This window comes from Paenibacillus oralis, from assembly GCF_003863965.1.
Taxonomy (GTDB): Bacteria; Bacillota; Bacilli; order Paenibacillales; family Paenibacillaceae; genus Fontibacillus; species Fontibacillus oralis.
Map to the genome: position 1 here is coordinate 819,319 of NZ_RRCN01000001.1, position 12,232 is coordinate 831,550.

At 33.5% G+C, this 12,232-nt stretch carries 10 protein-coding genes; all 10 read right to left on the reverse strand.

Annotation, left to right across the window (positions count from 1 at the left end):
* Positions 1–13: 13 nt before the first annotated feature.
* Positions 14–562, reverse strand: a complete 549-nt coding sequence (gene rfbC / locus EHV15_RS03945; protein ID WP_128630088.1) for a dTDP-4-dehydrorhamnose 3,5-epimerase — start codon at positions 560–562, stop codon at positions 14–16.
* A gap of 23 nt (positions 563–585) precedes the next feature.
* The gene (locus EHV15_RS03950) at positions 586–1,329 is read right to left on the reverse strand and encodes a sugar phosphate nucleotidyltransferase (protein ID WP_128630089.1); all 744 of its coding nucleotides are present in this window, start codon (positions 1,327–1,329) and stop codon (positions 586–588) included.
* Positions 1,326–2,150 (reverse strand): glycosyltransferase family 2 protein, encoded by an 825-nt coding sequence (locus EHV15_RS03955; protein WP_128630090.1) that lies wholly within the window; start codon positions 2,148–2,150, stop codon positions 1,326–1,328. Before EHV15_RS03955 ends, EHV15_RS03950 begins: the two co-directional genes overlap by 4 nt.
* Complete coding sequence (locus EHV15_RS03960; protein ID WP_128630091.1) at positions 2,147–2,983, reverse strand: sugar phosphate isomerase/epimerase family protein; 837 nt, start codon at positions 2,981–2,983, stop codon at positions 2,147–2,149. The genes EHV15_RS03955 and EHV15_RS03960 overlap by 4 nt, the downstream gene beginning before the upstream one ends.
* A complete protein-coding gene (locus tag EHV15_RS03965) occupies positions 2,980–3,759 on the reverse strand; it encodes an NAD-dependent epimerase/dehydratase family protein (RefSeq protein WP_128630092.1) in 780 nt (259 codons plus the stop codon). The genes EHV15_RS03960 and EHV15_RS03965 overlap by 4 nt, the downstream gene beginning before the upstream one ends.
* A 13-nt stretch (positions 3,760–3,772) precedes the next feature.
* Positions 3,773–4,747: a glycosyltransferase gene (locus EHV15_RS03970; RefSeq protein WP_128630093.1), complete on the reverse strand. Its 975-nt coding sequence runs from the start codon at positions 4,745–4,747 to the stop codon at positions 3,773–3,775.
* Positions 4,744–5,856 carry an FAD-dependent oxidoreductase gene (locus tag EHV15_RS03975; RefSeq protein WP_128630094.1) on the reverse strand — a complete coding sequence of 371 codons (1,113 nt, stop codon included), beginning with the start codon at positions 5,854–5,856 and terminating at the stop codon, positions 4,744–4,746. The genes EHV15_RS03970 and EHV15_RS03975 overlap by 4 nt, the downstream gene beginning before the upstream one ends.
* A gap of 38 nt (positions 5,857–5,894) precedes the next feature.
* Positions 5,895–6,245 carry an EamA family transporter gene (locus EHV15_RS03980; protein WP_128630095.1) on the reverse strand — a complete coding sequence of 117 codons (351 nt, stop codon included), beginning with the start codon at positions 6,243–6,245 and terminating at the stop codon, positions 5,895–5,897.
* An 87-nt stretch (positions 6,246–6,332) separates the two neighbouring features.
* Positions 6,333–8,597 (reverse strand): hypothetical protein, encoded by a 2,265-nt coding sequence (locus EHV15_RS03985; protein WP_128630096.1) that lies wholly within the window; start codon positions 8,595–8,597, stop codon positions 6,333–6,335.
* 233 nt (positions 8,598–8,830) lie between these two features.
* Entirely contained in the window at positions 8,831–12,193 is a 3,363-nt protein-coding gene (locus EHV15_RS03990) for a hypothetical protein (protein ID WP_128630097.1), read from the reverse strand.
* Positions 12,194–12,232 lie beyond the last annotated feature (39 nt).

Sequence of the window (12,232 nt, forward strand, 5' to 3'; positions counted from 1 at the left end):
GAAAAAGGTCCTCCTAGTCGAAATTCAATTCCGCTTCCGCGAATGTCGGATGCCTCCGGTCTTTGTCCGAAAGCAACGGCTCACTGACCGGCCAATCAATTTTTAAAGCCGGATCATTCCATAATATGCCGCGGTCATGCTCCGGAGAATAATATTCGTCCACTTTATATAGAACTTGTGTGTTTGGTATGAGGGTACAAAAACCATGAGCAAAGCCTTTAGGAACCAACAATTGGCGTTTGTTGTATTCACTTAGAATAACACCGACCCATTGACCAAAAGTGGGGGAACTCTTGCGAATATCCAAGATCACGTCATAAATCGCCCCGGACAGCACCCGAATCAATTTCGTTTGCGCCTTAGGATTCAGCTGATAATGCAGCCCCCGCAGCACTCCCGGCTCAGCAGATAACGACTGATTGTCCTGAATAAATTCATAATTTATGCCAAGCTTGCAAATCACCGACTCATTGTAACTTTCCATAAAAAAACCCCGGTGATCCCCATGTACCACCGGTTCAAGCAATGCCGCGCCTTCCAACTTAAGCGAGGTGAGTTTCATTGTCAACCATCCTCCCTATCTATCTAAAGCTTAAGTTTCCCAAACTCTTCCCCAAATACGAGGTCCTTTGCGAGCTCGTTAGCTCTCGCCAGCGACGCATGCGTACCCGCATCCGTCCACCAGCCTTGGAGAACATCGTAACTAAGCTCTCCACGTTCAATATATGCATTATTGACATCGGTGATTTCCAGCTCGCCACGAGCGGACGGTTTTAATGTCTTTACAATCTCAAAGACTTTATGATCGAACATATAAATTCCGGTTACTGCATAATTCGATTTAGGATTCTGAGGTTTCTCTTCAATAGAAAGAATCCGATCACCTTGCAACTCAGGAACACCGAAGCGTTTAGGATCATGAACTTCTTGAATAAGAATTTTCGCCCCTGTTTGCTGCTTTTTGAAGTTGGCCACGAATGGAGAAATATCATCGGCAAAAACATTATCTCCAAGGATAACGACTATCTGATCATCACCAACAAACTGTTCTGCCAAACCCAAGGCCTGTGCAATCCCTCCAGCTTCGTCTTGAACCTTATAGGTGAAAAAAACCCCCATATCGCTGCCACTGCCAAGGAGATTTACAACATCCCCCATGTGATCTTTACCGGTAACTATAAGGATATCAGTGATATCAGCCTGTTTAAGTTTACTAACGGCATGAAAAATCATTGGGTATTTACCAACCGGCAATAAGTGCTTATTGGTTACTTTGGTTAGTGGGTAGAGGCGTGAGCCTGTACCACCTGCTAGTATTATTCCCTTCATTGCTCCTCCTTAGTTATGCTCCTATCATCATAATTTACATCATACTTTATATCATACCTTTTGAAACACAAGTAAAGCAAAATTTTGATAAGTAGCCAATTACCTCGCAAAGGACTTATTTTAGTAGGTACTTTACCCTTAGGATAAGAGCGTGTAACCGGGATTTCAATTACTTTATATCCCAATCTTGGGGCTTTGACTGATAAATAAGCCAATAATTCGTAGGTTTCAAATACGTCACGAAACGGCTGCAATCGATGATCCTGCAAAAAAACACTTGAATGTGCTCTAAATCCGTTGGTAGTGTCCGTATAGCGAAATCCCGCCATCAATGAGATAAACGGAGCATGTATTAGCTTAATTGCCAACTTTCGGGACAAAGGCGTATTAATCTCTTTTCCGCCAGGTACATAACGCGAACCTTGAATAAAGTCATAGCCTTCATTTAGTTTTTTTATGAAGTCAGGAATCGACTCAACACTATCCTTGTTATTTCCGTCCACAGTTACAATTCCTTTATAACCCTCTTCAAGAGCATACGCAAACCCCATTCTTAACTGTGCGCTTAATTTCCCCCTATCTTGTTTGGTCAGAAGAGTTCTGACGTCATTTTCCAACAAAATATGTTCATTTAAAGAACCGTCCGTGCTGCCACCATCCAAAATAATGATATCAATTTTATCAGAAAATTCTTTTAACTTAGCTAATTGTTTTTGAATTTTTATTCCCTCATTAATAACTGGGATGCATACACAATAGTCATGTACTTTCGGCTTAAATTCCTTCAAATTATATTGGGGAACTTGCCAACTAGGTATCATGTTAATAGGTTCGCTCCTTGCTGTATATAGGTCTCCAAAGCATAAGTTACAGCTGTCTCAACACTTTCAGTATTGTTAGACAGTAAATTATTTTTCATTTCAATGGACACCCATTTATCATATCCTAAAGCTTTTAGCGCCTGTGCCATCTGTTTATGTTTTGTTATCCCAGGCCCAACTAAATTAAGATAAGGTTCACTGACATGAAAATGCTGCAAATAAGGCATACTCCGTTCAATAACCGAATAGATATCTTCGTTGTTTAATGCCATTGCCCCTGCATCCAAATGAAGGCGGAATCCGGGATTCCCTACCTCACGAACTAACGTTATAGCTTCATCCGTATTGGTAATAAAGTCACATCCATATTGAACCGGATTTGCTTCAATGCATAGAATAACTCCTGCCTGCCCAGCAAGAGTTCCCAATTGCTCAAAGAAGGGAATGGCAATATCCATTTGCTTTTTATGGGAAAGCGATCCCGCTTTTCTGTTTTTAGGGGATCCAAAAACCAGTGAATTGACTCCCAGTTTCCCTGCCAAGGAAATAATCCCGGATAGATAATGAACCATTTCTTGGCGAGAGTCGTCGGAAGAAAACATATTTAAATGGTTTTGGCCAAACAATAAGGACTGCATCGCAACAAAGCTGAACCCCTTATTAAGCCAGTCTCTTCTTAAATTATCTATTTGAGAATCGGATATTTGTAATGGCTGTTTCCAGAACTTTGTAGGCGCAATTTCGATTTCTGTGATTCCCATTTTTTTTAATAACGGAATGACTAAATCATCTTCTTCCGAATCCCATGCAATATTAGAAATCGATAGTCTCATAAATGCTTCCTCGCTTCCAAAATGAAGGAGCTAATTTCATTTAAAACTTCTTCTTTTGAAGACATATATCCTTCGGAGGCGTAAGGATTAAATAATTGAGCAAATTTACTCTTCATATTGTAGCGAACTGGCTCTTTCTCTGTTGCGTTTTGAAAAACTAAGCCAATCGATTGGTAAGCAATTTCTTTGGCACTAACCGGTTGAGTTGCAAAGTTAACTAGCGACAACTTGTGATTAAGAGCAACTTGAACATCGTTCCAGAGTCGAGCCGTATTATAAAATTGGAATTCGCTCCGAAAATGCGTCAGGTGCAAAGCATTATTATAAATAATATCATAAATAAAATTCTTCTTCAGCCCCTTACCAAATAAGCCAGGCAAGCGAATAATCAGGTTATCCCCGAAGTTCTCCCGAATAAATTGTTCTAGGTAAAATCTATGTTTGCCATATGGCTCTGTAAGTTCCGGATCAATAATGGTAGTTTCATCCACATCAACTGGATCCTGATATATGTCTACGGTTGAGATTAGCACGAATTTATTCACTCTAACGCCTTTTATTGCTTCCATTAGTTTTTTGATATTTTCCAAGTCTTCAACTGGAGCTTGATTTGCTTTCCACTTCACCGCTGGTGCTGCTGCGCAAATCAAAAGGTCATACTCTTTGCCTTTAATGGTCTCTATATTTTTGGAGTTATATAGATCATCAAATTGCGTCTGGGATAGCAATGTCGAACCAACGTACCCCGTATAGCCAAGTAAACACCGTTTATTCAATTTGATCTCTCCTCTATTGATTAGAAACACTATTTCGATCCTTAATAAGTTCAAAGCGCGGCTTTTTCTCTTTATACATTTCAACGGATTTCGTACTGTAGAATGGCCGATTTTGAATTTCTATCAAAATCCGCGAGGTATATTCTCCAATTACTCCACCAATAAAGAATAAACCTGCAAAACCGAGTGAAATCAAAATCATTAGTGTAGTCCAACCTTGAACTACAGATTGATTAAAAAAGTAATTATACAAAGCATATCCGCCCATAAATAAAGAAAAAGCGAAGAAAATGGCCGTTAGAAGGTGTGCGGTTCTTAATCCAAAATGAGAAAATGAAACTAATGCATCCAAAGCCAAGGATATGTTTTCACGATTCACTTTTCTGCTTGGAGCCTTACTTAAGGCCCTGTACTGATATAAAGTTTTGGAATATCCCGTTAGTTCATAAAGAGCTTTACGGTATCTGACTCTTTCCTTCAAATTTAACATCGCATTTAATGCCCTACGAGTTACTAAGCGAACTGATTCGGTAGATAAAGATAAATTTAAATAAGAAATTTTATTTAAAATCCTATAAAATAGTCTTGATTTCCAGTTAGCCTGTCCCGATGATGCTGCAACAATATCGATGCCTTTGGTTGTTGAAACTTTAAACATCTCATATAACATTTTCATATCAAAATCTATTGATAGAGATTCGACTTCAAAAACAAAATCCCCCATCGATCTGTTTAATCCGGCCATCATGGCATGTTCTACACCATGATTCCTTGATAGGTTGATAATTGTAGTATCACCGTATATATTTTGCATCACATTGTGGGCTTCTTCCAAAGTATTGTCCTGACTAAAATCATTTACTAAAATAATTTCGTAGTTTTTAAAATGATTCATCATTGTTCGATCCACATCAATTAGTGCTTGAGAAATTTCATGCTCGTTATTTTGTGCATAAAGAACAATAGAAACAAACACTTGTTCTTTCATAGTACTTCCTCCAAATCGTAAATAGTATTGAATTTACCGGAGAATACCGACAAGAATCGAGGAGTTTCGGAAAACTCCTTGATTACTGTTGGACGTGAATCATCAAGCTCAGAAGCGCTAATTAACGCTTTTACAGCAAATAACGACTTTCTATAAGTCACATCAATTTCTGGAATCAAATATTTTTTGGAAAGCTGATGCATTCTTGTCCAAGCCGTATTCGGTCTGGCTGCACAAACATTACAGTTAAACAACTGATTTGAGGAGCATTTGTCTGTATAGTGTTGGCAAGAAAATTCCGGTAAAGAACTGAACGATGACTCATGTGGCGTATGCCCCACCGAAGTTAACGAATGATACCCGCTTTCTCCAAAAGGCATAAGAGAAAAGAACGGACCGTCCATAACTGTAATACCAACATTTTTGATATTATTGGTAACCTCAGTCATGATAACTTCACAAATCTCATATTTGGTCGTAAACATTTCGTAATCGAACCTCTTTAAAATTTGATTAATGCTTGCGTATGTTGCATTTAAAATATTTGAAGTAACATATGTTGACCCATCGGCGAATTGAAGGATAAACTCCGAATCGTTTTGTTGAACGGTAAGCAACTCTTTATTATAGTTTAAAGACACATTGCTGAATTTGCCCAACTCTTCAACATACCAATTCCGAATCAGATTAGCATCATAACTGTATTCCAAAGTTTCAAAAGTTGCTTCTACCGTACCTGGATTGAAATATATCCTACTATTTATCTCGACAGCCGGAATATCTACAAAGTTACAAAAATTTAAAAATTGCTCTGCATTAGTTAAAGAATCGCATGCCGAAATAGCATAAACTTTTTTGAAGCGGTCATTGATTGCAAATGAAAAGTCTCGTACAAATCTTTCGTAATAATGAGCCGATTTTACAGCTGTCGACACACTACGCGGATAGTGATATCCGTTATGAACCCTTGCCTGATTAATATAACTGGCTCTTTGGAGGGGGGTGTCGTCAAACTCAACGACTGCCACCTTCATGTCTTTTTTCGCTAGCAAGTGAGCTGCATAAAGGCCATATATACCTGCTCCAAAAATCACATAATCATAGTCCAAAAAAGGTCAATTCCTTTCATTATTTTTAGAGTAGAGTTTTAGTAGAAGATAATTATGGTTCCCGCTATCAAAAACAAGACCCCTACAATTTTGTACACAGTTAAAGGTTCATGAAATATCAATACGGATACCGTCACAATCCCCATAGTAGTCAAAGCTTGGGAAACCGGGGAAACCCTTCCCAATTCCCCCTTTGATAAGGCAAAAATATAAAATATAAAACTAATACCGTACATAAATGCTCCAGACCAAAGATAAGGTGAGGATAGCATTTTTGTAATAGTTTGAAGATTGATACCATTCAGGTTAATTAGATTAATTCCATGTTTTAAGGTAATTTGAGCGACGATGTTGAAAATCATCGCTAGAAGTAAAAGTATAATAAGCATTTTTATCTCCTAAATAACGGCATATAGATAATACTATCATTTTTTTTATGGCTTTTCATTAAATAACCATATTTTACTTTGGCAAAGCTACATTAATTGAAAATATTCAACTTTATCCATCAATGACTTATCTAAATAAACATGTATCCAATTCGAGTCTTTAAATTCGATTTTTTCTATTGAATAAATTAATCCATTAATATCTATGAATTTTGTATGTTTTAAACTCAAATGATTATTCAGATTGTTCTCAAATAGTATAATTGATGGATTACCTCGGTTAACCCCCTTCTCCCAATTTGCATCAGTAAAGTCTGAAATAGTTACAATATCCTTATCATATGCATTTTTAAGTCGCACATCAGTTAACATGTTCTCTTTAACAATATCATAATTTATCTTATCTATATAAAAATTATTTATATTAGCATACTCAACTGCTATATTGGTCAGATCTGTTGGGTAAGATGTTATTTGTACAACGCCTTCACCGTCGATAATTCGAATCGGTATTGCATAATTACTATGTTCTTCGGGAATATTATAGTTTCCTTGTCCTTCAATGTTCCAACCATCTGATACATTAACAATTTTCCTTACCCCCAATCCCTTCCATCTCTTCTTGTTCCAATGACTCGAATAATTAATCGTAACATCGGCCACGGCGTTGGTTATTTTTGGATTCGTTTTTACATATATCTCGACAGTATTTTCACTTACTTGTGTGACTTTCAAATCCTCTACCGTTGCCTTCACCAACATGTCTTTGTTTGTCTTTTCCCATAAAATATTGTATTCAGTGACCGCTATTGGTTTATAATTCTTGAGAAACTCTCTATAAAAAAACCAATTTTCCCGTTTAACCCAATATTCCCATTGTGTATAATCCTCACGAATCGTAGTAACATACCTAGGTCTATTTTCATGAAAACTTTTTAAATATTTTTCTCTATATTGGTCGCCTAATACATGAATAAGGTAGTCAATTCCTGAAGGTTGAAATTTATCCGACATTACATCAAGCGCAGAAGAATATGTTGAGAACAATTCCCCATCTGAAACAAAGTACTTAGCAACAAGTTGAAGTGATTCTCCATATTGTGATAAATTTCCTCCAAGCTCCTTTACATAAACTCCTCTGTTTTCGTGTAACTGATTAATTGAAATACTGATTTTTGGTACTAAAAAAAATAAAACCATAATAGGGATAAAAATTTTTATAAAGACAGCTAGCTTTTTATTAATAAAATGAATACTTTTAATATAATTAAGTATTATTGAAAAAACCGAAATATAAAAAATCAAATAAAAGGGAATAAATTGTCCTTCTTTTAAGCTTCCAATTGCGTAAGCATAACCCGCTAAAAGCGTACTTAGCATAACTAGTAATAATAAAATCTCTTTTTTTGTTGCCTTCCCTTTCCTTACTTTATAAGATAAGAAGAGCGACATTAAAATGCCACAAACAATTTCAAAATTAATCGGTAAATCGGTAAGGACTAAAAATTTGCTGGTTGCATTTCTTTCATAATACCAAAATTGGTCTTTTGCAACTCCAAAGAAATTATAGTCTATCCAGTTATAAAGATTTCCCCAAGTAAATAGGAGAACAAGAAAAACTGCCCCTAAAAAAGCCCCCAAAATATAAATAAGAAATTGTTTCATGAAAGTTAAGTTTAAATGAAATTTTGTTAAAAAGAAGATATAACTAATAGCCAAACATACACTTATTCCATAATCATTAGACCATAATAAACATGAACCTGAAAGTAATCCCAATAAACCGACACGTATTATTTCATTATCCAACCACTTTATTCTTTTATCTAGCAATAAAAAGAGTAGTGCAATGAAAAAAGGCAAGAATGCCCTTTGCATTCTTAATGAAACTCCCGGAAAAACATAATATAAAAAATTAATTCTTTCAAAAAAAACATAAAAATTGTGTGGATCTTTAATACCCAATCCTAAAGCCGTAATTATAAAAGTAATAATTAAAGCATTGCTATTTTTAACACGATTTAACATTAACACTACCAATATTGCTATAGAAAACATTAGTGCTGTTATAAAATTAGTAACAAACAAGCTATTGGTAAAGTTATTTCCGAATAGTAACAAAAAAAACGAGTTTAAATATAATGGTCCTAGACCTAGATAAAAATAAAAATCTTTAAACGGAATTTGTCCGTCTAATAGACGTCTGAGCCCATTATAGGTTTGAAAGTCCCCATTAATTGGTACAAAATCAGAAAGGTAAATTCTCTTTATTCCTGCTAATACACATATGCCAATGATTGAAATAACCATAAGCAAGTTAAATAAACTATTTAAAGATATATTTTTCTTCACGCATATCCCCCTAAATAATACTTTCTCAATGCTAAGCCATACTAGTAACTTTATTTGGAACAAATAATCATTAATGTCTCTCGTCTTTTAAAAAATAGCATGTACCTCGGAGGACCTAAAAAGAGATTCAAGTAAATAAAAATTTGAATCTATGCAAAGTTTTAGACTCCCATGTCACTAAACGCACATGGGAGTCTAAATAAACTCTCTACAGATAACTATTAAGTAGCTTTTTACTCAAAATTCAATTCCTTATATTCCCCTTCATATTCCAGATAAAAACTAATTTTATTGAATGTAACATTTTCTTGTGTGTTAAAAACAACATTCTCTACCTCACCATTCCACCACTTGTAATCTGAGCTTAATCTGATGGCATATTCATGTGTACCTTTAAATAAATTAAAATTGAACACTCCTAGAATTTTAGATTTTGATACTAATTCAATTGAACTTTTTTGATCTGTTGCACTTTCAATTTGTAAAAACAAATACATAGGTTGATCATGCTTAATTGTACTTGCATTAACTTTGAAATTAGAAATACTAACTATAGGCTTGATTAAATTCGGTGCTTTTCTAAAGTGGGCATCTTCCTCGGCCCATAGTTTGGGTATACTTCCTAATTCTCTCACCCAAACCTCCGGCTGATCATTTATTATAGTTAATCCTTGGGATATATCTATGCTTGTTAATGTAACCTTCGAACTATTAGCATCTATCCTTATTTCATTAGGGACAGTTGGCAATTCAATCTCTATTCTCTTTGTTCCTTGACCTACTTCAAATACTTGAGATTGAATTTCAGAGAAGTCCTCATTTTCGTTCAAGGTGTAGAATAGTTGAATATTACCTGAATTGTATGATTCTAAATTAATAAAAATTTTAATTGGTTTATTATGGTCATAATTTTCTTTTATATCTGGTTTTGATTTCATTAATTGCGACCATAACCCTATAAAATATGGATCTTCACCTTTAGTTTCAATTATCATGTTTCCTTTATCAAGGTTCACATCCGAATTATGTTTGAAAAGATCAGTTGGACTAATGTAACTGAAATCCCCGGAATATAATGTATTTTGTAATATCCCCTGTTCCTTTAATTTTTCTTGATAAATCTCTTCTTTTCCTTTCAAACAATACAAATCAAAATTGGATAACCTCGCCAATGGGGTATAATTTTCGTAAATATACTCAGAAATTAAATAATATTTAAAGTCCACAGCAATACCATCAATATCACTCCACTTATTCCCAAAAATGGGCATTAAGACAAATGCAGGTTTTTGGGATTTAATTTCATTCAGGGCCAATTCTTGCGTTTTATCACCACTTAACATTAGTGGAGATTGATTTGCATAAATTGGATTTCTTCGATTTACTAATGCATAATAATAGTTTGAAGATGAAAAGTCAAAATAGGTTTCTTCTTCAGCTAATGTAGAATCGAGAATTTTTTTAAGTTGTTTTACATCATCAGGCTCCTCACCACTAACCCTACTCCTATTAAATGATTGTGTATTCACGTATTGATCTTGATAATTAACTGAAGATATAGCTTTTGCAGCTACTGACGAACTTCCATTGAAAGTCATAGTATTATTAGTTAAAATCACAACAATTAATGAAGCAACTAAAAAATTAACAACTTTGCGCTTCTCACCGCTTATACTTACCACAAAGACTAATATCGAGAGGGAAAAGGTTCCAAGTATAAAAGTTACTGTCCCTTCTGCCAGCGAATGCCGTACTATGCCTCTTGATAAATTAAATAGGTAAAATACAGAAAAAAATAAGAGCATAATAAAATGGTTTTGATTTACTTGTAGTATTTTTTTCTTAAACAGAAAGAATTTTGTAATGGTAAAACCAAGAATGAATATAACTATTAAAGGAAAGACAAAATAAACCAAATAGTATACAAATAACCTGTTATCTCCAACAGTTGAATAAGCCCAATTTTGATTAGATAAACAAATTTTAATCAGTTCAACGAGCCTAGTTAAAGGATCAATCTTTTTAAATAAACATAAGATTACGAAAATAAATAAAGCAGAGCATCCGGTTACAAAACCCATCGTAAAAAATTTAATAATATCAGTTCTTCTATTATATAACAATGCCGTAACTAAATAAGTTAAAAATGCAGCAAATAAAGCAGCTACCCCTAAATCAAGCCTATAAATACATAGAACCGTTGCAGTAAGCCAAAATAAAATACTGTTTTGAAAAGTTTGTTTATTTTTAAAATAATTATACAAACAAAATGCCAGGATTGCCGATAATAAAAAATACATATTAAATAGCTGATCAAGTAAAGAAAAAGAAATCATAAAGAAAAATGAATTCATTTCCCCAATAAGAGACTTTATTATGATATAAAGGATAAATATATATATCACCTGAATATATTGATCATATAAGAAAGCTGCCCATGGTTCATATCCGTTAAATATAGAATATATATAGGCAAACACTTGATTTGACAATAAATGTGCATCAAAGGTTTCAACTATAGGCAAGCTGCCATATCTAAAAAAATGATCTACTGACAAACCGTGATTCGCCATTTCAAAAAATTCATTACCAACACTTGCCATTTTAGCGGGTTGGGCAATAATTAAACAGAAGGTAATCAATATTCCAGGTATATAAATTTTATTAATTACAATATTTAAATTAAAATTTCTTTCTTTTTTTGCTAATTTTATAAATATCAATAACATAGCAATTATTGAAATCATTAAAATTATTAAATATAATAAATAAGGTTTATTTAAAATAATCTCAAAACGTTTATTCAATATATTACCAATTTCCAAACAAATTGATTGAATAATTCCAGTAAACATTACTGGAATACTTGAGATAACAACTAAAGATTTAAAATTATCAATCGAAATATTGAATTTCTTAGTAATTATTTGAATAATTACTCTTATAAAAAAATAAATACATAGTGTAACTATAAACCATATCAAAATGAAAAATATCGATTCTGATAATCCAATTTTTAAAAGTGGTTTTTTTGAAATGATTTCTATAGTATTATATTTTCTTAAAATAACCCATATAAAAAGAGTTAAGGGTATAGCAATAAGTATATTCCATATCATTAATGCAATATCTGAGTTATTTAAATTTTTCGATTTGGAAGTTTTAAAAAATACCAAACTTAAGAATACTGCTCCTCCTACAAAATAAATTGCCAAGTCAAAACTCGATAAAAAACTTGATATAATACCGGCAATCCCAATAAATGACAAATTTTTTATATATATAAAAAATTCGTCGTTATTATTCGATATTTTATAAAATAATTTGTAAAAAGAAATAAAAAAGCCAAAAAAAATAAAAACTATTCCAAAAAAAACTAAGTAATAACTTTTTATTCGATTACCTATATCAAGATTAAATGATGTTGCAGAAGACATGACATGCTCTGAAAAATCCTTTATACTCGGAGAATAAATAAGAACATTTTTAAGTATAGGTAGCATTAATAGTAAAGACATTAGTATACTGGATGCAACTAAGGAAATTATGAAATTTCTATTATCTCCAAAAGATTCCTCTATTTTTTTATGCAGCATTTCTTACTCCTCATACATGCTAATTTTTTAAAATGTTTA

Bases quoted from the DNA above. Each gene is read 5' to 3' on its own strand.
- rfbC (WP_128630088.1), bottom strand. From the start codon at position 562: ATGAAACTCACCTCGCTTAAGTTGGAAGGCGCGGCATTGCTTGAACCG.
- EHV15_RS03990 (WP_128630097.1), bottom strand. From the start codon at position 12,193: ATGCTGCATAAAAAAATAGAGGAATCTTTTGGAGATAATAGAAATTTC.
- EHV15_RS03970 (WP_128630093.1), bottom strand. From the start codon at position 4,747: ATGAAAGAACAAGTGTTTGTTTCTATTGTTCTTTATGCACAAAATAAC.
- EHV15_RS03980 (WP_128630095.1), bottom strand. From the start codon at position 6,245: ATGCTTATTATACTTTTACTTCTAGCGATGATTTTCAACATCGTCGCT.
- EHV15_RS03960 (WP_128630091.1), bottom strand. From the start codon at position 2,983: ATGAGACTATCGATTTCTAATATTGCATGGGATTCGGAAGAAGATGAT.
- EHV15_RS03955 (WP_128630090.1), bottom strand. From the start codon at position 2,150: ATGATACCTAGTTGGCAAGTTCCCCAATATAATTTGAAGGAATTTAAG.
- EHV15_RS03950 (WP_128630089.1), bottom strand. From the start codon at position 1,329: ATGAAGGGAATAATACTAGCAGGTGGTACAGGCTCACGCCTCTACCCA.